This is a genomic window from Bacillus sp. JH7, from assembly GCF_001563515.1.
Lineage (GTDB): Bacteria > Bacillota > Bacilli > Bacillales > Bacillaceae_G > Bacillus_A > Bacillus_A cereus.
Genome location: NZ_LPUS01000031.1, coordinates 184,990 through 207,888 on the forward strand (window position 1 = coordinate 184,990; position 22,899 = coordinate 207,888).

The following is a 22,899-nucleotide window of genomic DNA, read 5'->3' on the forward strand; positions in this document are numbered from 1 at the left end:
AACAGTGAAGACGTATTAATAATTTGTAAAATAGATCATTACCATACGTATAAGGTAATGATCTATTTTTATGTAAATGTATATAAGCCTTTAATATCATGATATAAGAAGTATTTTACAATTGTATTTTCATTGCTATATAATTGTATATATTGTAAAAATAATGAAAAAACCAAATAGATTTAGGTGAGTTTAAATTTTTAGAGAAAGAAGGAAGTGTTTTGAGGAAAAAATTCAAATGTATAAAACAACATGACATGAAAGATTGTGGCCCTGCCTGTTTAGCTATGATTTCAAAATATTATGGATTAGAAATATCTATTTCGAAAATTCGCGAAGTGGCTGGTACAGATTTACAAGGTACGAATATAAAAGGATTGTTAGAAGCAGCTACAAGCTTAGGATTTGAAACGAGAGGTGTAGAGGCAAAAGATATAGAGGCGCTAAAGAAGGTACCGTTACCAGCAATTGCGCATGTAATAATGAAAGGGGGATTATTACATTATGTAGTTATTCATAAAATAAAAAATAATAAAGTATATGTTGCAGATCCTGGAAAAGGCCTAGTGCAATACACATTTAAGGACTTTGCTGAAATGTGGACTAATCTTTTGGTGTTGATTGCTCCTGGAAAGCAGTTTGAAAAGGGGAAAGTATCTTCAAGTTTATTTACACGTATTGCATATTTAATGAAAAAGCAAAAAGATCTATTTGGTACATTATTTTTGGCATCTGTTATTTTTAATCTTTTTGGCCTAATAGGTGCTTTTTACTTTAAATTTTTAATTGACGATATATTGACTAATCAATTGTTACAAACGTTGCATACTATCTCCATAGGAGTTGTTATATTATATATATTTAAAGTTTTATTATCCTATTTTAGGAATCATTTAATTTTGTATTTGAGTCGAAGAATCGATATTGAATTAATGCTAGGATATTATAGACATGTAGTAGGATTACCTATAAATTTTTTTGAAACGAGAAAAGTAGGAGAGATTATTTCTCGTTTCATGGATGCTGGGAAAATTAGAGATGCACTATCGACAATTACTATTACGCTTATGATAGATACTGTTATGGTAATTATTGGAGCAGTGTTACTTTATAATCATAGTTCAATTTTATTTGGAGTTACATTATGCTTAATTCCTTTTTATTTACTAATAGTTTTAGTATTTCATAAATTATATGAAAATGTAAATAGGGATGAAATGGAGAGTAATTCAAAGCTAACTTCATATTTAGTAGAGTCACTACATGGAATTTCGACCGTAAAATCTTATAATGCAGAAAGAGAAGTTTATTTCCAAGTAGAAAATCGCTTTGTAAATTTATTAAAGTATGTATTTAAAAGAGGCATGATATCGAATTTGCAAGGATCTATCAAGATGGCTTTAGAATTAATTGGCGGTACAGTTATTATTTGGGTAGGGGCTACTCAGGTGATAAAAGGAAACATGACAATAGGAGAGTTAATTACGTATAATGCACTTTTAGCGTATTTTTTAAACCCCATAGAGAATCTAATAAGTATTCAACCAACATTACAGTCAGCATTAGTTGCTGGAGAAAGGTTAAATGAAATTTTAGATTTGAATGGAGAGAAGAGTGAGAAAGAGTACAGTAAAGTATCGCCGGAACGTTTGTCAGGAAAAATTGAATGTTCTAATATTACGTTTCGATATGGGACACGTAAGAATATATTGAGCAATGTAAGTTTTCACATTGAACAGGGCAGTCAAGTTGCTTTTGTTGGAGAAAGTGGTTCTGGAAAAACTACAATCTCAAAGTTATTAATGCATTACTATAGTTTAGAGAACGGGGATATATACTATGATGATTATCATATTAAAGAGATAAACCGTACTGCGTTAAGGGATAGGATAGCATATGTTTCTCAAGATGCATTTTTCTTTAGTGGCTCTATTTATGAAAATCTAACATTTGGATTAGAAAGAAGTGTTACATTGAAGGAGATTATTGAAGTATCTAAAATGGCATGTGCACATGAGTTTATTAGCGATTTTCCATTACGCTATGAAACCCCTTTAGAAGAAAATGCCTCAAATTTATCTGGTGGTCAAAAACAGAGATTAGCTATTGCTAGGGCTTTGTTGAAGAAGTCCGATATTCTAATTTTAGATGAAGCAACAAGTAACTTAGATTCTACCACAGAAAAAATTATTACAGACATGTTTAGAGAGCTGACTTTAAAAGGAGTAACAATAATTATGATAGCGCATAGACTAAGTACAATTCAGCATGCAAATCAGATTTTCGTCATGGAAAAGGGGAGTATTATTGAGCAGGGATCACATGAAAAGTTGCTCTCTGAAAAAGGTAAATATTACTCTCTTTGGAGAAACCAAACAATTAATATGCAGTATTTAAATGAAAACTATGACAAAATAATTGGTGATTAATATGAGTAAAATATATACTTTTGAAGAGTTGGCAGACAGTGTAGAGTTACTGGAGAAAAAACAGCCCAGTTTTATTATCAAATTAGTTCTATTCATATTTTTTGTTATGATAGGCGGTGGATTTTGGATATACTTAGGAGAAGTTGAAATCACGACTAAGGGAACCGTTATTGTACAAGATATTTCAGAGAAAATTATTATTCGAGCTGACTCTGCAGTTACTGTAGATAAGATTTTGGTTCGCTCTGGTGATAAAGTACGAAAAGGCGATATTTTAATTAAATTGAATGAGAGAGAATTAATACATACTCAGGAAAAGCTAAAGGGAGAAATAAAATACTTAAACGAAAAAAGAGATGTATTATTAAATTTGAAGCGTGATATTCTAATGAATCAGCCTAATGATAAAGTTGCTATTACAGAATTTGATAAACAGATTATTCTTTTAGAGGAAGAATTATCTAATAATGAACAAGTATTGAATCAGCCACTTAAAGAAGCAAAAAATATCAGGGCTCCTCATGCTGGAAGGATACAATTCCATTCTGATTTAAAGTCTGGAGAAACAATTAATTCTGGGGATAAACTAATATCAATTATTTTAAAGGATGATAAAAGAATGAAAGTATTATTGCCACCAGAAGAAATAGGGAATTTAAAAGTGGGTGATAAAATAAAATATGATTTTAATATAGGAAATAACAACCAACAAAGTGGGACTGTAATTTCTGTTTCGCCACTTCCTATTTTTGATGAAGTATCTAAAAATTATGTATATGAGTTGGAAGGGACAATTGATAACAAAACCTCTAAATTATTGCATGTAGGTATGAATGGAATTGCTACGATTGTTACTGATAAAGAAGCATTGTGGGAATTTGTTTTAAGAAAATTAGGTTTTATAAATGAATAAATAAGGTTCAGAAAAAACCTAAAAGAAAATATTTACAAAAATGGATTTAAGTGATATTATTTATTTATTAAATAAACTGTATATTAGAAAGTTTATTTAATTATATATTAAAGGGAGGGAATTTTATGAAAAATTTAAAAAATAATTTCCAATCAATTAATTTAAACAACCTTGAGGAGTCTTCTTTCAAACCACTTGATGAAAAGACTTTGATGGGAACACAAGGTGGATGGTCTGCAATAATTTCCGCAGCTAATCATGGTGGAGGCGCTGCTGTTGGAGAGATGTTCAAACAGCAGAATAAACAAACAAAAGCAACTTGGAAGAGAATTTTTGGTTAAAAGATTTTATGGGTATACAATTGTATACCCATAATTTTTTTGAAATTTAATTTAATAAAATAAAACTTTAAAAGGTGAACTATGGTGAAATACCTTAATTTAGATAAAGATAAGTTAGTACTTAATTATTTATTCCTTCAAGAGTGTTTAGCGATTTTACAAGAAGAGAAATATGAAGATAATATTCTTTTAGGAAAATTAGAAAAGAGAATAAAATTATTAAATTCATTAACTAAATGCTCAGAAGGGGTATATGAATATATATTTAATGAGGAGTATAAGAAGGGATTAGAAAAGATCTCCCCTAAGGATATAAAAGATTTTTTAAGTGAAAATTTAGTAGATAATGATATAAGGATATCTGTAAATATATTGACTTATAATGAGGAGAGGTGCATTGAGAGGAGTATAGATAGTGTAAAGGAGATCGCGGATGAAATTATAATAATTGATACAGGATCTACAGATAATACAGTTAATATCATTCGAACTAAGTATCCAGAAGTAAGGTTATTTCAAGAAAAGTGGACTAATGATTTCTCTTATTTAAGAAATAAAATGATAAATTATTCTAATTTTGATTGGATTTTTCAAATTGATGCAGATGAATTCTTATCTGATTCAGCTCAAGAATTAAAAGAATTAATTGCACTGTTTGATGATTTCACCAAGAGACCGTTGGTTATTAGTCCTGTAATAGTAAATCATGATGATTATGAACTAGATAATACGAAGCGGATTTTTAAAAAAAGTACTCATTTGAGATATTTTGGTTTGGTACATGAAGAATTAAGGCTAGATACGGAAAAAAGGGGAACGGATATAGAAAAGATAACGACAAATTATAATTTATTTCATGATGGATATAAACCAGAGGTGTTAAAATCAAAAGAGAAATTTTTGAGAAATAAAAAATTATTAGAAAAAATGATAAAAATTGAAAGAAAAAATATTAAGTGGCATTATTTATTAGGTAGAGAGAAATATGAATTAAACGAAGAATATGAGGAAATAGTACAGATTTTGAAAAATGGTTTGAACTATGCCACTGAATCTTCTGAGGATCAAGATATTTATTTGGCTTCTTTGGTGAAATTATGTGAGATTTACTATAATAAGAAAAAAATCGAGGATTTTAAGGATACCGTAGATGAGATAAATAATAAATTTCCGAATTGTATGGATGGAGAATTTTTCAAATTAATGAATGGATTCAATAGTGCTATGGAACAGTTATCTTATATAGCGGATGAAACATACAATTATATGAAAGAAAGACACAGTAGTGCTACTTCTATTATACATACAGAAGGATATCATTTATTTAATTTATTAAGTAGAGTGTATTTTTCAATTGGAAATTATGAGAAAGCTTTTTCTGTAAAATCACTTGTTCAGGAACAGGAAATGTTAATGTTATTTGATAAGGAAATTAATAATATAATCAATTTGTATAAAAAATTTCAATGAATTGAGTTTAGAAAGAAAAAACAGATGAAAAAATCATCTGTTTTTTTGTTGTATTCTTAAAATGTATGTCTTACCTATCACAAAAATATCTATTTTGTATACATTAAGATGTATGGATGTGAAATTTTATAATCTAAAAATAATAGGAGGAGAAGTGTATGTGTCTGTTCAGAAAATATTGGCATAAATTATCGAGAGTGTTTAATAGGCAATTAGAATATTTTTTAGATAATAAGTTATTACCTGCTGTGGAAAGACTTTTATTTTCACAAAACTTCGCGAGATTTATCCAAAGAAACTCTAAGCAAGCTACTGAAGAAGTTATTGAATCAAGTAGATTTCAATCTATTATTTGTAACATTTTAAAAGAATGTACTACATCACCTTTTAAAGAAATTGCAGAGCAGTATTTAGGTAAAAACGTAGAAATTACTGTGACAGTGGGACAGTTAACAGGCGTTATTGTAGCAGTTGGTGATGACTTCTTAACATTGCAAGAAGGAATAGGAACAGAAGTTTTATTACCATTTACAAGTATTATATCAATTAAAGAAGCGTAAGAAAGGAGCGTTATATATGTTATTTACTGATGAATTACGTAACCATGTTGGGGAACTAGTGCAAGTTGTGACAGCTATAGAAATCATTGCAGGCGTTCTTTTATCTGTGACGGATGGGGCAGTAATTGTTCGTACTTCTCCTTCTTATGGACCACCAGAAGATGTAGTTGTGCGTATTCCTATTATTGCTTATGTTCGCTTGGAAGGGTAAGAGTGATACAAGTATGAGAGTGTCAGTTGTTATTCCAGTGCATAATGAAGCAAGTACTTTATCAAAAGTTTTAGTAGAAGTAAGAAAGCTCGAACCATATGAAATTATCATAGTAGATAATGGATCGACAGATGGTACGAAAGAAATAGCGCTACAGCATAATTGCCGTGTAATTTATTATAGATATTCCCTTGGTAATGATGTGGGACGGGCAATTGGTGCTAGAGAAGCAAAAGGTGAAATTGTTTTATTTTTAGATGGTGATATCGTCATGAAAAGTGAAGAATTATACAATTTTATTAAAGGAATACAGCAAGGACATGAGATTGTTTTAAATAATTTAACATGGTCCGTTTATTTGAAGATGAGACCGCATTATACGACGGTTGGAAAATATATGTTAAATCGTTATTTGAACAAGAAGGAGTTTGTTGTAGGATCTTTAATTGCAATACCACATGCGATAAGTCGTAAAGTGATTGAAAAACTGGGGTGGTGGAATTTAGCAGATCCAGCATTATTTCAAGCGATGGCGATGTCTAGAGGAGTAGATATTTCTGATATGGCTTCAGTTGATGTCATTTACACAAATAAAGTTCGTCCTGTCCATACGGGCACATCACCTGGCTCGCCTTATCCGAAAGCGACTAGTCGTATTATGGGTGATCATTTGCGTGCTTTACAATACGTAATCGAAACATACGGTAATCGCGGTGGTTTTTCAGAGGACAATAGAGATAGAGCGTTTGTAGGAAAGTATAAACCAGTTTTATTACAAAAGAAAAAAGCGAAATATAGTGCCATTATCCCGGTATCAGAAGAAAAAATAACTATAAGGTCTGTTATACAAGAAGTGAAAGAAGCAGGTGTAGATGAAATTATAGTTGTCGCGAATGGAGCAGATGTTGAGACTGTTAAACAGGCAAAGCTAGAGAATGTTATTGTAGTTGAATTTACGAAGGCGCTTGGACATAATGTAGCACGAGCAATAGGGGCCATGCATGCTACGGCAGATATTTGTTTATTCGTTGATGGTGATTTTGTTATTCCAGCAAAAAAACTCACTCCATTTTTACATGCTGTTGAAGATGGAAATGACGTGGTGTTAAATGATTTACAATGCTTATTAGATATGTTTCATCCAGCAGATCCAATTAGTATGGGAAAATACTTTTTGAATTTGGTAGCGAAAAGACCAGATTTATGGAATAACTCACTAACTGCTGTACCACATGCCATTCATAAGAAGGTAATAGAGAAAATAGGATATGACTCCCTTATCATTCCGCCATTAGCACAAGTGAAAGCTATTTTAGAAGGATTCTCTATTACAACAGTAGAGTTAGTAGATGTTATAAAAACAAATCAAGTACGTCCAGAGCAACACGAATTTGTAAATGGGCGTATTTCAGCGTTTGATCGTATTTTCGGTGATCAACTTGAGGCGGTTACGTATTTATTACAACGTACGGACGAACGTGGTGGCTTTACTGATGGAGATAGAGATAGAGATATCATTCAACAATTGAGAAGGGAAGAAGAGAATACAAATGAATAGTAGTAAAGTAGCTATTATTGGGTTAGGGTATGTTGGCCTTCCTTTAGCGGTACATTTTGCAGAAAGAGGGCATACAGTACTTGGATTAGATAAAGATATTAGAAAAATAGACTCAATTATAAAAGGAGAAAGTTATATTCCAGATGTTTCTTCTAAAGAGTTACAAAGTTTATTGACGAAAAAAAAATTAACAGTAAACACACCGGATCAAGGCATTGCTGATTTTCAAAGTAGTGATTATGTTATTGTCACTGTCCCGACTCCAATTAATGAACAAAGAGAACCAGACTTAAGTGCCCTCATTTCAGCTTCGCATTATATACAACAAAACCTTCAAAAAGGACAAACCTTCATTTTTGAAAGCTCCACATATCCAGGCACACTTGAAGAAGTCATCCTACCTATTATTTCTCAAAATAGTAACAAGGTAGGGGAAGATTTCTATATCGGATATTCGCCTGAGAGAATTGATCCAGCAAATAGTCAATATTCAGTTCAAGCTATTCCAAAAGTTATTAGTGGACAAACAGAAAAGTGTAGACAAAAGGTACAGGATTTATATAGTACCATTTTTGACGAAGTTGTACCTGTTAGCTCTCCGAAAGTAGCAGAGATGTGTAAGCTATTTGAAAATATTCAGCGCTTAGTTAACATTTCTTTAGTAAATGAACTAAACACACTATGTGAAAGTTTAGGCATTGATTTTTATGAGGCCATTGAAGCGGCATCTACAAAACCATTTGGGTTTACTCCATATTGGCCAGGGCCAGGGATAGGGGGACACTGTATTCCAGTAGACCCTTTATATTTTCAATGGAGAATAAAAAAGAATGGGGCAATTAGTCAATTAATTGAGGCAGCACATATAATTAATGAAGAAATGCCAGAGAAAATGGTCCGGAAAGTAAAAAGTGTGGTGCAATCACCTGCAACGGTGTTAATTGTAGGGATTGCGTATAAAAAAGATGTAAATGATTTGAGAGAATCACCAGCGTTACCGATTATTCAATTATTAAGAAATCAAGGATACGAGATAGAATATCATGATCCTTATATTTCTTTCGCGGAAATTGGAGATAAGGTGTATCAATCTGTTTCTTTAGATAAAGAAAAAGTTAAAAATGCGGATTGTATTTTAATTTTAACGGATCATTCTAATATTGATTGGAAGCTTTTTAAAGGAATGGACCGAGTAATAGATACACGCGGGATTGTAAAGAAGGTGAGTAAATGAGTAAGAAATGTTTAATTACAGGTGGGGCCGGATTTATCGGGTCGCATTTAGCTGAAGAGTTGATGAGAAGAGGTTATGAGGTCACTGTTGTGGATAACTTTTATAAAGGTAAAAATAAGTACCATGAAGAGTTAATGAAAAAAATCCGTGTTATTCCAATAAGTGTTTTAGATAAAAATTCTATTTATGAATTAGTAGATCAGCATGATGTCGTGTTTCATTTAGCAGCAATTTTAGGTGTGAAAACAACAATGGAAAAAAGTATAGAGCTCATAGAAACGAATTTTGATGGGACGAGAAATATTTTACAAGCAGCGTTAAAAGGAAAGAAGAAAGTAGTTTTTGCTTCTACTTCAGAAGTATATGGTAAGGCCAAGCCGCCTTTCTCTGAAGAGGGAGATCGATTATACGGGGCAACTTCTAAAATTCGTTGGAGTTATGCAGTTTGTAAAACGTTGGAAGAGACATTATGTTTAGGATACGCATTAGAAGGTTTACCGGTAACGATTGTTCGATATTTTAATATTTATGGTCCAAGAGCGAAAGATGGTCCGTATGCAGGGGTAATCCCGCGATTTATTAGTGCGGCTTTGCAAGGAGAAGACATTCTCGTATATGGAGATGGAAAGCAGACACGTTGCTTTACGTATGTAAGTGATGCGGTAGAGGCAACGATTCGGGCAATGGATGAGAAGGTAAATGGTGAGATTATTAATATAGGTTCTGAGAATGAAAAGAGCATAAAAGAAGTAGCAGAAGTAATTAAAAAATTAACGAATTCTTCTTCGAAGATTGTACAAGTGCCTTTTGAAGAAGTATATCCTTATGGTTTTGAAGAAATTCCAAATAGAAGACCAGACGTAACAAAATTAAAAGAGCTTGTTCAATTTCAGGCGAAAGTAACGTGGGAAAACGGATTGAAGGAAACAATTAAGTGGTTTCGTGAACAAAACAATGGCTAAGTCATTATCTGTTATTATTCCTGCATGTAATGAGGTCGATACGATTTCAGACGTTATTCAATCGGTAAGACCATTAAATCCAGTAGAAATTATTGTAGTAGCAAACGGTTGTAATGATGGAACAGAAGATGTTGCAGATCGTTTAGGGTGTAAAGTAATCAAACATACAGAGCTACTAGGGAACGATGTTGGACGTGCAGTCGGCGCAAAACATGCGATAGGTGATGTATTACTATTTATAGATGGTGATTTTGCTATTCAAACTTCAAAATTAAAATTATTCCTTAATCCGATTTTATACGATCAGGCGGATGTAGTTTTAAATAATTTGGATGCATTATTTTTAAAAAGGCAAAAACCTACTTCTATTACAGTATGGCGCCAAATATTAAATGCAATGTTAGAGCGTGAAGAATTAAAAATTAATTCTTTATTAGATGTACCTCATGCGCTGACGAAAGAAGTCGTTCAAAGCATCGGATATGAATGTTTTGTTAATCCTATTGTGGCTCATTTACGCCTACTTCAAAGTAAATGGAGAATTAGTCGTCATTGCGCCATTGACGTTATTACGCCAAATAAATTTCGTCCATTCCAACATGCTGCATATGGAACAAATCTTTCCCAATCTGAAAAAAGAATGATAGGTGATCATATAGAAGCAGTAGCGGCACGGATATTAAGCAGTGATGAGCGCGGAGGATATTATGATGGAAATAGGAAAAGGGATAGTGTGTATCATACTTTAAGTTTTGAAGAGTTTTATCAAGGATGGGGCGTCACATCTAATTTGTATAAAGGAAAGCAACTATCTGTTGTTATTCCCGTACAAGATGAAGAGAAAACAATCGGAAACGTTATAGAAGAGCTTCGCAAAATTGAACCCTTCGAAATTATCGTTGTCGTAAATGGTTCGTCAGATAAAACGAAAAAAATTGCAAAAGACAAAGGGGCAACGACAATTGTATATAAAGAAGCACTCGGAAATGATGTGGGGCGCTCACTTGGAACGTATTTTGCAAAAGGAGAAATTGTGTTATTTATAGACGGCGATTTTGTTATTCCAGCGAGTGAGCTATATCCTTTTGCAAAAGCTATAGCAGATGGAAAGGACGTCGCATTAAATGATTTAAATCATTATTTAGATTTAAGAGTACCGCTTCATCTTGTAACTGCATTTAAGTATGCACTAAATTTAGCTTGTGATAGAAAGGATTTAGGGGTAGGCTCACTTATTGCGGTACCTAATGCATTTAGCCAAAAGTGTTTGAAAGCAATTGGGTATAAATCTTTATTGTCACCTTGTGTAGCACAAGTGAAGGCTCTTCTGTCTGGATTTGAAATTGCATGTGTATATCGTGTTGAGGTTGATAAGATGAACCGTATTCGTCCCAGTGAACATTTCGCAAAAATAGGTCACCCTCCAGCTGTACTTCGAATTATAGGTGATCATATAGAGGGGCTAGAGCAAATAATTTCATTAACAGACAATCGTGGCGGATTCTATGATGGCAATAGAAAAAGAGATGTTTTATAGAAGTAACAAAAAAAGTGTACAACATGTGTACACTTTTTTGTTCTGTTATAAAAACTATAACAGATTAGGAGATAAGAGTATTACAGCTCTACAATGGGTATTGTTCTTATATTACAAAATAGGACTCGTATATAAGGATACCAAAAAAATACAATTAAGGAAAGGGTTAATTTTAAAGACTTTTAAATGAAGTTAACACTATATATATAGTAGTTTGCTCAACATTTCACAAACATGTCACAACTATTTCGTTCACTTTCGTAAAAAAGTAGTATTCTAAGTGTGTAAGCTGTTATATAAAAAATCTTAGTCCTGTACTAATCAAAAATGGAGGAGATTAGGATGACTCAAGTATTAGAAAATGTTAAAAACGCATGGGAAAACTTTAAAGGTGAAAAATGGAAAGCAGAGATTGATGTTCGCGATTTCATTTTAAATAATGTAAACGTTTTCGAAGGAGACGAATCTTTCTTAGCAGAAGCAACTGAAGCAACGAAACAACTTTGGGATCAAGTAATGGATTTAACAACGAAAGAACGTGAAAACGGTGGCGTTCTTGATATGGATACAAAAATTGTTTCTTCTATTACATCACATGCCCCTGGATACTTAAATAAAGATATTGAAAAAGTAGTCGGTTTCCAAACTGATAAACCATTTAAACGTTCTTTACAACCATATGGTGGTATTCGTATGGCAGAACAAGCTTGTGAATCTTATGGATACGAAATGGATAAAGAACTTAGTCGTATTTTTAGAGATTGGAGAAAAACTCATAACCAAGGTGTATTTGATGCATACACACCAGAAATGAGAAATGCACGTAAATCAGGTGTTATTACGGGTCTTCCAGATGCATACGGACGTGGACGTATTATCGGTGACTATCGCCGAGTAGCGTTATATGGTATTGATCATTTAATTGAAGCGAAAAAAGCTGATTTGAATTTAACTGGCGGTGTAATGAGCGAAGATACAATGCGTTTACGCGAAGAGTTATCTGAGCAAATGCGTGCACTTCAAGAGTTAAAAGAAATGGCCGCTTCTCATGGCTTCGATATTTCTAAGCCAGCAACAAACACGCAAGAAGCATTCCAATGGTTATACTTCGCATACCTTGCAGCGATTAAAGAGCAAAACGGGGCTGCAATGAGTCTTGGACGTACTTCTACATTTTTAGATATTTACATTGAAAGAGATTTAGCAAATGGTACTTTAACAGAAGAAGAAGTACAAGAAATTGTAGATCACTTCATTATGAAATTACGTCTTGTGAAATTCGCAAGAACACCTGATTATAATGAATTATTCTCTGGTGACCCAACTTGGGTAACTGAATCTATCGGTGGTATGGCATTAGATGGTCGTCCATTAGTAACAAAGAACTCATTCCGTTTCTTGCATACATTAGATAATTTAGGACCAGCTCCAGAACCAAACTTAACTGTTCTTTGGTCTAAACAATTACCAGAGAACTTTAAAAACTACTGTGCGAAAATGTCTATTAAAACATCAGCAATTCAATATGAAAATGATGACATTATGCGCCCTGAATACGGCGATGATTACGGTATTGCATGTTGCGTATCTGCAATGAGAATCGGTAAACAAATGCAGTTCTTCGGAGCTCGTGCAAACTTAGCGAAAGCATTATTATATGCGATTAACGGTGGTAAAGATGAAAAATCTAAAGCACAAGTTGGTCCTGAGTACGCACCAATTACTTCTGAAGTATTAAATTATGAAGAAGTTATGCATAAGTTTGATATGACAATGGAATGGTTGGCGGGTCTATATTTAAACACATTAAATGTTATCCATTACATGCATGATAAATATAGCTATGAACGTATTGAAATGGCACTTCATGATACAAACGTTCTTCGTACAATGGCAACAGGTATTGCTGGTCTATCTGTAGTAGCAGATTCATTAAGTGCAATTAAATACGCAAAAGTAAAACCAATTCGTGATGAAAATGGTATTGCAGTTGACTTCGAGATTGAAGGAGATTTCCCTAAATACGGTAACAATGATGATCGTGTAGATGAGATTGCTGTAAATCTTGTAAAAACATTTATGAATAAACTTCGTAAACATAAAACATACAGAAATTCTGTTCATACAATGTCAATCTTAACAATCACATCTAACGTTGTATACGGTAAGAAAACTGGTAATACTCCAGATGGCCGCCGTACTGGAGAACCATTTGCACCAGGTGCGAACCCAATGCATGGACGTGATACAAAAGGTGCATTAGCTTCATTATTATCTGTGGCTAAATTACCATATGAAGATGCACAAGATGGTATTTCTAATACATTCTCTATTATTCCGAAAGCACTTGGTAAAGAAGATGATGTACAAGTACGTAACTTAGTATCAATGCTTGATGGCTATGCAGTAAAAGAAGGCCACCACTTAAATATTAACGTATTTAACCGTGAAACATTAATGGATGCAATGGAACATCCTGAGAAATATCCACAATTAACAATTCGCGTATCTGGTTACGCTGTAAACTTTATTAAATTAACTCGTGAACAACAAATTGATGTAATTAACCGTACAATGCATGAAAGCATGTAAATGAAAAAAAGTGTCCCTTCGCTCTTAATATATAGCGAAGGGAGGCTGTTTCAATAAAGGAGGAAGTAACATGGTAAAAGGAAGAATACATTCTGTAGAGTCTTGTGGTACTGTTGATGGCCCAGGGATTCGTTATGTCATATTTACACAAGGGTGTTTATTACGTTGTCAATATTGTCATAATGCTGATACGTGGGAAATCGGTAAAGGTAAAGAAATAACAGTTGAAGAAGTGATGCAGGATGTGACATGTTACCTTCCATTTATTGAAGCTTCCGGAGGCGGTATAACAGTTAGCGGTGGAGAGCCATTATTACAGCTAGACTTTTTAATTGAGTTGTTTAAAAAGTGTAAAGAGGCTGGTATCCATACAACAATCGACTCTTCTGGTGGTTGTTATTCTGAGGAACCAGAATTCCAAAATAAGCTAGATATTTTAATGGATTATACAGATTTAGTTTTATTGGATCTGAAACATATCGATTCCAAAAAGCATCGTAAATTAACAGGGAAACCAAATGAACATATTTTACAATTTGCTCGTTATTTATCGGATAAGAATAAACCGATTTGGGTACGACACGTATTAGTTCCTGGTGTTACGGATAATGAAGAGGATCTACAAAAACTATCTAGCTTTATTCAAAGTCTGTCTAATGTTCAAAAAGTTGAAGTGTTACCATATCATAAGCTTGGTGTATATAAATGGGAGGCGCTTGGACACAAGTATCCACTCGCAAATGTAGAACCACCTACTGAGAAAAATGTAGAACATGCTAAATATATTTTACAAGCGGTCTAATCCAAATATTGGATTAGGCTTTTTGCTTTCTTTACAATAAAATCTAGAGTATATATTGATAAAAGAGTATACTGAAAATAGAATATCCATAATTTTGTACGGAATAAATGGAGAAATTTACATAATTGTAAAGGGAAATCAAAATAGTAAAAAGAATTAAGAAGTAAAAGAGTGAGTATCATGGAATAGAGAACATTTGTAAGTTATTGCGAAAGCTCTTATAGGAAAGTATAATGTAAAGATATGAGCACAGATAGGATTAAGGGGTCAATCTTATATGCTTTGCATATCCACGACAGGTACATAGCTGAAAGGGAATTATTAGAATCTGTTTATGTAATTTTTAAGGAAAATGTTTTTCCTATTGTCGTATATGCAATATGGAGAAACAAAAAGCTAGGAGTGGATTTGTTTGATAAAAAACCCCAAGGTTTTAATATTAACTGCACATTACGGTAATGGTCATGTGCAAGTAGCAAAAACATTAGAACAAACATTTCGCCAAAAAGGAATTGAAGATGTTATTGTATGCGACTTGTTTGGAGAATCACATCCATTTATAACTGACATTACAAAATATCTATATTTAAAAAGTTATACAATAGGAAAAGAATTATATCGTTTGTTTTATTACGGGGTAGAAAAAATTTATGATAAGAAAATAGCATCTTGGTATGCGAACTTTGGAAGAAAACGTTTGAAAACACTGTTACAGGTGGAGAAACCAGATATTGTAATTAATACATTTCCAATTATCGCTGTACCAGAATTGAAGAAACAAACAGGTATTTCAATTCCTGTCTATAACGTATTAACGGATTTTTGCGTGCACAAAATATGGATTCATCGAGAAGTAGATCGTTATTTTGTTGCAACGGATCATGTGAAAGAATTGATGGTTGATATCGGTGTACCTGCGGAACAAATTGTTGAAACAGGAATTCCAATTCGGAGTAGTTTTGAGTTAAAGGTAAATCCAGAAATCATATATAATAAATATCAGTTATGTAAGAATAAAAAGATTTTACTAATTGTAGCAGGTGCTCATGGGGTATTAGGAAATGTAAAAGAACTATGCCAATCATTTATGTCAGTGCCTAATTTACAAGTAGTTGTCGTTTGTGGGAAAAATGAAGCTTTAAAACAGGATTTATTAAGTTTACAGAAGCAAAATTCCGATGTATTAAAAGTGTTTGGGTATGTTGAAAATATTGATGAATTATTCCGTGTTACTTCTTGTATGATTACGAAGCCAGGCGGAATAACATTAAGTGAAGCAGCAGCGTTGCAAGTACCTGTCATTTTATATAAGCCTGTTCCAGGACAAGAAAATGAAAATGCGATGTACTTTGAAAGAAAGGGAGCAGCAGTTGTCATTCGCGATGATAGTGAGGTTTTTGCAAAAACAGAGGCATTATTACAAGATGATGTGAAGCTTCTTCAAATGAAAGAAGCAATGAAAAGCATCTATCTTCCAGAGCCAGCTGGCCATATTGTAGATGCAATTTTGGCGGAAAATCATGCAGAACCGCGTCATATACCTATTAAATCACCTGCTCTTGCACAATCTTTTACTTAATATGAAACCCTCTTTGTATATGTAAAGAGGGTTCTTTATTAATTTTAAAGAAAATTTAGCAAGTTATCCACAAAAGGATTGCGCTTTCATTAAACAGTAAAGTCGGAATATTAACAACTATATCCACATTGTCCACAATTTTTAGAAAAATATCCACAATTAAAACAGCTGATATATGCTTTAATATAGAAAAATATTAAATGTTTTTGAAAATCACTAACAATTTCATCGGTTTTGTGGATAAAGTTGTCCACAGCAAAAAAGTCCCTTATGTATAAGGGGCTTTTTTGCTTACTTCTATCAGTCGAGAAAATTATGTAATGAAAATGAATAATTAGGGGGGAAACTTCTAATTATTCATTTTCACTTTAAATGCTTTTCGAGCGATATCCTGCTGCACGATCTGCTTTTTGAAATTCGCGTTGATAGAGAACTTCTTGTGTACTAGATAATGTGTTTTTTGTTTTATCACGTTTCTTTTTATCCATTACAAATCACCTCGTGTCTTAAAGTTACTATTTATCGTTTCCAAAGACATGAGGGGATATACGCATATGGAAAATGTTAACGATTGATTATCATTTCAGAAAATTTAGATTAAGCTTCTTTTAATTGATGAGCATCTTGGAAGGTTGTATCTCGCATTGTAGCAAGTGTGTATTGATCTTTTGGAATTTCATATAAGTTATACACTTCTTCGTTTGCGTTAATTTCATCATATACGGCTTTTCTTGTTTCGTTTGCTAGATTCACATATTGCAGTTTTTCTGCAGCTTTAATAGAACGAATATTTATTTTACGAATACGCATGAAAATTGTTTCAATATCTAATTCATAGAAAAGTTCACTAAAAAATGAATCTTTTGCCAATTTGTTATAGCCTTTTCCATGATATGGTTTGCCAAGCCATGTCCCGAGAAATCCAGCTTTTTCTTGCACATCAAATAAAGTAATTGTTCCGATAGGGTTACCCCATTCATCTAAAATTGTGCGTGAAATTAATTCACCACGCTCTTCAGCTTCAATCGTTTGTTTCGTTAAGAATAAATATTCTTCATAAGAATAAGCCTTTTGACGCACAAAAGGGAAGACAGCTGGATCCACCATTAACTCGTATAGAACGTGGCTGTCGTGTAAGTCGCGTTTTTTCAACATACTAACTCCTCCTCACACGAGGGTAGCATGACGAAAAAACACCCCACCCTCGAAATTTTTATATCAATCTTTAAAAAATTTCGGGGTGGGAATCGAACCCACTAGAACCAGTTTCTAACGCTGGTGGCGCACCATTTGCCTTCCCCATTCATCAATTTGAAAATGATAATCACGACACAAATTGATTATGGTTTCATTCAGTTTATAATCGTATAATACTTTATCTAGTCAAAAAAATAAACTAGTTTTTTTTATTTTTTTTGTAAATTATTTTTCCATCAATCATAGTTAGTACAGGCTTGGCTAAATAATGGAAAGGATGATGAGTCCATAGCACGAGATCGGCGTCTTTTCCAACCTCGATGCTTCCAATTCTATCCTCTAAACGCAAATTTCGTGCTGGGAATATGGTGATTCCTTCTAGTGCTGTTTTCTCGTCTAACCCTTCTCTTACTGCAACAGCAGCGCAAACATTTAAATATTGAATGGGTGTATAAGGATGATCTGTTGTGATAGAAACTTCCACACCATTTTTTGATAATATATGGTAAGTATCCCATGTTTTATTTTTTAGTTCGATTTTAGAACGGCGTGTCAGAGTGGGACCAACTGAAACCTTCAAATTGTGTTTTGAAAGTTCTTCAACAATAAAGTGTCCTTCTGTGCAATGTTCAATGCGTAAATCGAGATTGAATTCTGTTGCAAAGCGTAGAGCAGAACTAATATCATCTGCTCGGTGAGCGTGGATACGTACGGGTATTTCACGACGTAATGCTTTTAGAATAGGAAGCATTCGAAAATCAGCTTCGTGCCCGTAATGTTGTGCTTCATAGAATGATTCCCGAAGTAACCCCATAATCCCCATACGTGTAATGGATTCTTTTGTTCCATTACTATGGACTTTTTTAGGATTTTCTCCAAAGGCAATCTTTAAACCAGCAGGTTCTTGAATAATCATATGATCAATACAAGTTCCAGCTGTTTTTATTACACAAGTAGTACCCCCGATAATATTTTGACTGCCAGGCATAACGTGAACGGTTGTAATTCCGTTTTGTACAGCGTCTTGAAAGGCAATATCGAAAGGATGGATTCCATCTAAAGAACGAATATGTGGTGTTGAAACTTCAGATGTTTCATTGGCATCATTTCCAGCCCAACCAGTACCTTCATCATAGAGACCAAGGTGAGTATGGACATCAATAAAGCCAGGTAAGAGATGGAGTGCTCGTGCATCTATAACGGTCATATCTTGAGTAGGTGGAATAAAAGGTTTGACCTCGGTAATTCGCTCTCCTGTAACGAGTACATCTCCTTGAAACTTTTGAGATGTAATAGGGTATACAATGGCTTGTTTGAGCAATATTTTCATAGGTACCTCATTTCTGTTACTTTATAATGCTAATGGAAGTTAAGGGAAAGTAACTGAAAGGTTATTTGTGTGGTAATGCTTCGGATCCTAGAAAATGAAAGTTTTGAAAGAGCCCATGTAAAATTGTGTTTTAGAAGTACTACATTGTATGCGAAAGTATATTTTGTAATGCATGGTCTATTTCTGGAAATGTGTATTGGTATCCATGTTCAATTGCTTTAATGGGTAATACACGTTGCCCTTCTAGTACAAGTATGCTCATTTCACCTAATAAAGTTTGAATGATAAAAGAAGGTACAGGCAACCAATGAGGCTTTTTCATTATAGTTGCAATGGTTTCTCCAAATTCCTTCATTCTTATAGGTGTTGGTGCTGTCATATTAAGAGGACCATCAATTTCTTTTTTGTGTATGATGAAATCCATCATACGAACGACATCGTCTATATGAATCCATGATAACCATTGCTTCCCAGAACCAATGGTGCCGCCGATATAGAATTGATAGGGAAGTAGCATTTTTGGAAGAGCTCCTTCATTTGCACCTAATACAACTCCAAATCTTGCGTAGATTGTTCGTATTCCGAGAGAACGTGCTTTAGATGCTTCTTGTTCCCATGAATATACTGTATTTGCTAAAAAGTCATTTCCAGGAGTCTCATGCTGTTCTGTAAAAGACTCTATTTCAGACGTTCCATAGTATCCAATAGCACTTGCGTTAATAAATGTGTGTGGCTTTGTATGGAGTCCCTGCAATTGTTTAATGAGTCCTTTTGTTGTTTGAATTCTACTGTTTAAAATGGCTTTCTTTTGTTGCTTTGTCCATCTACTATTAATAGACTCTCCCGCTAGATTAATAACTACATCAATAGAAGAGAGGGGGAAGGTTTGTAAATCTGGTGTCCATTGAACATACTGAAGGTTAGGGTCGGAAGTTTCAGTAGTTTTTTTTCGTGTGAGAATGTAAACAGTATATCCTTTTTGAATAAAAAAAGTAGAAAGGGATTTACCGATAAAGCCTGTACCACCAGAAATTGCGATTTTCACAAGTATTTCCTCCTCATTATATATATTCTTGAAAAGAAAAAATGTTCCTCGACTATGTTAAAATAATAGAGAGGTGAGAGTATGGCTGTCATTACAAAAATAGAAGTACAAAAACGATCGAAAGAACGATTTAATATTTATATTGATAAAGGTCAAGGCGAAGAGTACGGATTTAGTGTGGATCAAGTAATCTTAATAAAACATGGATTACAAAAAGGCTTAGAAATTGATGAAATCGAGTTAGGAAATATTTTGTACAATGAAGAAGTGCAAAAAGCATATTTACAAGCAATCTCCTATTTATCCTATCAAATGAGAACAAAACAAGAAATAGAAGATTTTTTACGAAAAAAAGAAGTGGGACAGGCCATCATCTCTGAAGTCGTTTCGAAATTATTACATGACCGATATATTAATGATAAAGAGTATGCTGTTTTATATACGCGAACGCAAAGTAATGTGAATCGAAAAGGTCCAACTGTTATTAAAAGAGAGTTATTAAATAAAGGTGTTCAGGATTTAATTATTACACATAGTTTACAAGAATATCCGAAGGAAAAGCAAATTGAGAATGCCTTGTTTCTCATAGAGAAGAAGAAAAAATCTTATCAAAAACATTCTTTTTTACAAATGAAACTAAAGTTAGATGAGATGCTTGTTCGAAAAGGATATTCTAGAGAAGTAATTCAAATTTGTTTGGAAGAATTGAAAGACGAAAAAGATGACGAAAAGCAACAAGAAGCGTTACACTATCATGGGAATAAATATTATGAGAAATATAAGAAGCATGATGGATGGACATTTGAAAACAAGATGAAACAAGCGTTATATCGAAAAGGATTCTCTATTGATGAAATCGAGATATTTTTGCAAATGAAACGCGAAGAGGAATGAGGAGAATAAGATGAATATGCCAAAACGCTACAGTGAAATGACACCGCATGAGCTAAGAGAAGAAATTGGCGCTTTGAAGGAGCAAGCAGTAAAAGCGGAGCAGCTTGGGATTGTCAATGAATTTGATGTATTAATGAGAAAAATGGCAATGGCTCGTGCTTATATGACGGATATAAACAAATTCCGTATTGGTGAAACATATGAATTAGTAGAAGAACCTGGTGTATTATTTAAAATTACGTATTTCAATGGGGTATTTGCTTGGGGATATAAGCAAAATGATAATGAAGAGATTGGCATACCAATTTCCTTATTGCAAGAAAAATAAAAACCAGAGAGCATATATCTCTCTGGTTTTCATCTTTGGTAGGCGTTAAAGGAGATAGGAGATTCTAAAATTGGCGTTTTTTACATTCATTTGCCAATATAATGAGAGACTGGGTTTGTTGCGTCTGTCCGTTAACTTGCGCTTTCGCATGTTTTGGACGAGTCCACGTATGGTTAAATAATTCAGAACGACTATCTAAGCGATCACGGTAGCTCATCTTTATCACCTCGTGTAGGAAGTTAATTTAATTTGTACTACTCTTCCTGCTGATTTGCAGCACGCATACGTTCTTGTGGGTGCGTGTTAATTGTGCCGTTAGGTCGTTTCGAAGCGAAGCGTGATTTCGCTTTCGGTTGACCGTCGATTTTGCTGTTGTTTTTTGACTCAGACCAAAATTCGGCTTGTTTACCCATTACGAACGCCCTCCTCATTATCGGTTGATACCTCTTTAAGAAGTATCAATTATAGAATGTGCAAAATTGAAGAAACTATCCTTTAGAAATGAAGGGATAAATAGGTAAAAGGAGATTATAATATGAATGATATTTATGAAACATTAACGAAAGAATTATTAGACAAGAATGACAAGCTTTCTTACGCACAAGCTCGTGCGTGGGTTGAGTTACTATGGGAAGATTTTCAAACAACTTATGCAAAATCAGGTCGTTATCAAGGCGATGAAATGACGGAACAAGTGGTACGATCATGGATTAATAATCATGGTGTACGCCTTCATGAAATGCGTACAAATAATCCGAAGTATAGTCATTTAATTAATCAAGAAGATCATTTGAAACATTAAAAAAAGCGACTTAAGTCGCTTTTTTTAATGTGGAAGTAATTCCAGTTTTTTTCGAAGCTTTTCTTCACTAAAGATCCATCCTGTATAGGAACTAATAATATTTAAATTGTGGTCGAGCTGAACGATTGCAACAAATGGATAATAATCTTTACTTCGATATCGTAAATCAATGAATCGTACTTCATAATAATGGTCATGATCAAAAATATCCCAGCGATATACAGGAGAGAAAGATAGAAAGGCCGAGATGTTTTCATCTTGTTTAGCTGCTCGCATAATATTATTGTCTGGGAACGGTACCCGATCGAACTTATCATATATCATGATGTTACCACGGTGCCATCTCGCAACGTAGTAATAATCAGCCGTAACGATTGCTAAATGGTAATGGTAAAATCGGTAAGAAGGAGAAATGATAATCTTTTCGACATTTTTGAAACGTTTGTGTACAACGCTTCTTATATTTCTGTGCATCATAATCCGTCCGATATAGTAAACAATCATTAATATATATGCCGCTAAAGCTGTATATCCCTTATGAGAACCGACGAGCATGCAAGCAATTGCAAGTATATGGATAAAGAAAATTACGGTATCGAATGTATTAATCACGCCGAGTGCGACCCATTTTTTTGTGAAAGGCCGTAATGCTTGTGTACCATAGGCATTGAAAATATCTACAAAGACGTGAAGGAAGACAGCAATAAATGACCAAAGCAGTAGATGAAGATATGGAGCGTCTGAAAAGAAGGCGAAAGAGATGCCACTTATAAGGAATGACCAAAGAATTACCGCAGGAATAGAATGAGTAATCCCACGATGATTTCTTATATATTTAGCGTTATTACGCAATTTTAAAACTGTGTCAATGTCAGGAATGTTGGAACCAGCAATTGTAGCAAGCATAACAGCTTGGGGGCCAATATCACTTTGTGCTATGGCTGGATCTAATGTTGCTAAGCTACCTAAAGTGATACCCATAACAAGGTGAGTGGCTGTGTCCATGGAAATCCACCTCCGTTTTTTATTAATGTAACTCTTTTTATTCGATACCTCAAGTCCTTTGCCTTCTATTTCCTGTATCATCTTACTTAAATTTTTTCCTAAAATCTTTA

General features: G+C 33.7%; 24 protein-coding genes. 17 read left to right on the plus strand and 7 right to left on the minus strand.

Annotation, left to right across the window (positions count from 1 at the left end):
• Positions 1–221: 221 nt before the first annotated feature.
• The 14 genes from AU379_RS25795 to AU379_RS25860 all read left to right on the plus strand — a co-directional run bounded on the left by AU379_RS25795 (position 222) and on the right by AU379_RS25860 (position 16,188).
• Positions 222–2,429, plus strand: a complete 2,208-nt coding sequence (locus AU379_RS25795; RefSeq protein WP_061140028.1) for a peptidase domain-containing ABC transporter — start codon at positions 222–224, stop codon at positions 2,427–2,429.
• A 1-nt stretch (position 2,430) separates the two neighbouring features.
• Positions 2,431–3,342 (plus strand): efflux RND transporter periplasmic adaptor subunit, encoded by a 912-nt coding sequence (locus tag AU379_RS25800; RefSeq protein WP_061140029.1) that lies wholly within the window; start codon positions 2,431–2,433, stop codon positions 3,340–3,342.
• A gap of 125 nt (positions 3,343–3,467) precedes the next feature.
• Complete coding sequence (locus tag AU379_RS25805) at positions 3,468–3,683, plus strand: hypothetical protein (protein WP_061140030.1); 216 nt, start codon at positions 3,468–3,470, stop codon at positions 3,681–3,683.
• 84 nt (positions 3,684–3,767) lie between these two features.
• Positions 3,768–5,153, plus strand: a complete 1,386-nt coding sequence (locus tag AU379_RS25810; protein ID WP_061140031.1) for a glycosyltransferase — start codon at positions 3,768–3,770, stop codon at positions 5,151–5,153.
• Positions 5,154–5,311: 158 nt separating this feature from the next.
• The gene (locus tag AU379_RS25815) at positions 5,312–5,713 is read left to right on the plus strand and encodes a hypothetical protein (RefSeq protein ID WP_000335545.1); all 402 of its coding nucleotides are present in this window, start codon (positions 5,312–5,314) and stop codon (positions 5,711–5,713) included.
• 16 nt (positions 5,714–5,729) lie between these two features.
• Complete coding sequence (locus tag AU379_RS25820; RefSeq protein WP_061140032.1) at positions 5,730–5,924, plus strand: hypothetical protein; 195 nt, start codon at positions 5,730–5,732, stop codon at positions 5,922–5,924.
• A gap of 13 nt (positions 5,925–5,937) precedes the next feature.
• Complete coding sequence (locus AU379_RS25825; RefSeq protein WP_061140033.1) at positions 5,938–7,482, plus strand: glycosyltransferase; 1,545 nt, start codon at positions 5,938–5,940, stop codon at positions 7,480–7,482.
• Positions 7,475–8,716 carry a nucleotide sugar dehydrogenase gene (locus AU379_RS25830; protein WP_001088934.1) on the plus strand — a complete coding sequence of 414 codons (1,242 nt, stop codon included), beginning with the start codon at positions 7,475–7,477 and terminating at the stop codon, positions 8,714–8,716. The genes AU379_RS25825 and AU379_RS25830 overlap by 8 nt, the downstream gene beginning before the upstream one ends.
• Entirely contained in the window at positions 8,713–9,678 is a 966-nt protein-coding gene (locus AU379_RS25835; protein ID WP_000037015.1) for an SDR family NAD(P)-dependent oxidoreductase, read from the plus strand. The genes AU379_RS25830 and AU379_RS25835 overlap by 4 nt, the downstream gene beginning before the upstream one ends.
• Positions 9,671–11,215 (plus strand): glycosyltransferase, encoded by a 1,545-nt coding sequence (locus AU379_RS25840; protein ID WP_033685777.1) that lies wholly within the window; start codon positions 9,671–9,673, stop codon positions 11,213–11,215. The genes AU379_RS25835 and AU379_RS25840 overlap by 8 nt, the downstream gene beginning before the upstream one ends.
• A complete protein-coding gene (locus AU379_RS25845; RefSeq protein WP_002094217.1) occupies positions 11,184–11,405 on the plus strand; it encodes a hypothetical protein in 222 nt (73 codons plus the stop codon). The genes AU379_RS25840 and AU379_RS25845 overlap by 32 nt, the downstream gene beginning before the upstream one ends.
• A gap of 152 nt (positions 11,406–11,557) precedes the next feature.
• On the plus strand, positions 11,558–13,807 hold the full coding sequence (pflB, locus tag AU379_RS25850; protein WP_000195464.1) for a formate C-acetyltransferase: 2,250 nt from the start codon (positions 11,558–11,560) through the stop codon (positions 13,805–13,807).
• 70 nt (positions 13,808–13,877) lie between these two features.
• Positions 13,878–14,609 (plus strand): pyruvate formate-lyase-activating protein, encoded by a 732-nt coding sequence (pflA, locus tag AU379_RS25855; RefSeq protein WP_000238467.1) that lies wholly within the window; start codon positions 13,878–13,880, stop codon positions 14,607–14,609.
• 412 nt (positions 14,610–15,021) lie between these two features.
• Positions 15,022–16,188: a diglucosyl diacylglycerol synthase gene (locus AU379_RS25860; protein WP_061140034.1), complete on the plus strand. Its 1,167-nt coding sequence runs from the start codon at positions 15,022–15,024 to the stop codon at positions 16,186–16,188.
• Positions 16,189–16,556: 368 nt separating this feature from the next.
• Here the strand turns inward: AU379_RS25860 and AU379_RS25865 are convergent, their stop codons facing one another.
• The 4 genes from AU379_RS25865 to AU379_RS25880 all read right to left on the minus strand — a co-directional run bounded on the left by AU379_RS25865 (position 16,557) and on the right by AU379_RS25880 (position 19,760).
• A complete protein-coding gene (locus AU379_RS25865; protein ID WP_000358486.1) occupies positions 16,557–16,676 on the minus strand; it encodes a YfhE family protein in 120 nt (39 codons plus the stop codon).
• A 109-nt stretch (positions 16,677–16,785) separates the two neighbouring features.
• Positions 16,786–17,343 carry a GNAT family N-acetyltransferase gene (locus tag AU379_RS25870; RefSeq protein ID WP_000914737.1) on the minus strand — a complete coding sequence of 186 codons (558 nt, stop codon included), beginning with the start codon at positions 17,341–17,343 and terminating at the stop codon, positions 16,786–16,788.
• 241 nt (positions 17,344–17,584) lie between these two features.
• Positions 17,585–18,715 (minus strand): amidohydrolase, encoded by a 1,131-nt coding sequence (locus tag AU379_RS25875; RefSeq protein ID WP_000698314.1) that lies wholly within the window; start codon positions 18,713–18,715, stop codon positions 17,585–17,587.
• 139 nt (positions 18,716–18,854) lie between these two features.
• On the minus strand, positions 18,855–19,760 hold the full coding sequence (locus AU379_RS25880) for a TIGR01777 family oxidoreductase (RefSeq protein ID WP_000684380.1): 906 nt from the start codon (positions 19,758–19,760) through the stop codon (positions 18,855–18,857).
• An 81-nt stretch (positions 19,761–19,841) separates the two neighbouring features.
• Here AU379_RS25880 and recX point away from each other — a divergent pair, with 81 nt between their 5' ends.
• Both recX and AU379_RS25890 read left to right on the plus strand, forming a co-directional pair.
• Positions 19,842–20,654, plus strand: coding sequence for a recombination regulator RecX (gene recX, locus AU379_RS25885; RefSeq protein ID WP_000268502.1), 813 nt, complete (start codon positions 19,842–19,844; stop codon positions 20,652–20,654).
• Between the two features lie 10 nt (positions 20,655–20,664).
• A complete protein-coding gene (locus tag AU379_RS25890; protein WP_001057024.1) occupies positions 20,665–20,982 on the plus strand; it encodes a YfhH family protein in 318 nt (105 codons plus the stop codon).
• A 64-nt stretch (positions 20,983–21,046) separates the two neighbouring features.
• On the opposite strand, the gene AU379_RS25895 is transcribed toward AU379_RS25890, so the two are convergent.
• Together AU379_RS25895 and AU379_RS25900 are read right to left on the minus strand one after the other, a co-directional pair.
• Complete coding sequence (locus tag AU379_RS25895) at positions 21,047–21,199, minus strand: YpzG family protein (protein ID WP_000122093.1); 153 nt, start codon at positions 21,197–21,199, stop codon at positions 21,047–21,049.
• Between the two features lie 37 nt (positions 21,200–21,236).
• Positions 21,237–21,395, minus strand: a complete 159-nt coding sequence (locus AU379_RS25900; RefSeq protein ID WP_000517891.1) for a small, acid-soluble spore protein K — start codon at positions 21,393–21,395, stop codon at positions 21,237–21,239.
• A gap of 122 nt (positions 21,396–21,517) precedes the next feature.
• On the opposite strand from AU379_RS25900, the gene AU379_RS25905 reads away from it, so the two are divergent.
• A complete protein-coding gene (locus AU379_RS25905) occupies positions 21,518–21,784 on the plus strand; it encodes a YfhJ family protein (protein WP_000998166.1) in 267 nt (88 codons plus the stop codon).
• A gap of 24 nt (positions 21,785–21,808) precedes the next feature.
• Here AU379_RS25905 and AU379_RS25910 read toward each other — a convergent pair whose 3' ends face one another.
• On the minus strand, positions 21,809–22,789 hold the full coding sequence (locus AU379_RS25910; RefSeq protein WP_000379106.1) for a metal-dependent hydrolase: 981 nt from the start codon (positions 22,787–22,789) through the stop codon (positions 21,809–21,811).
• Positions 22,790–22,899: the final 110 nt, after the last annotated feature.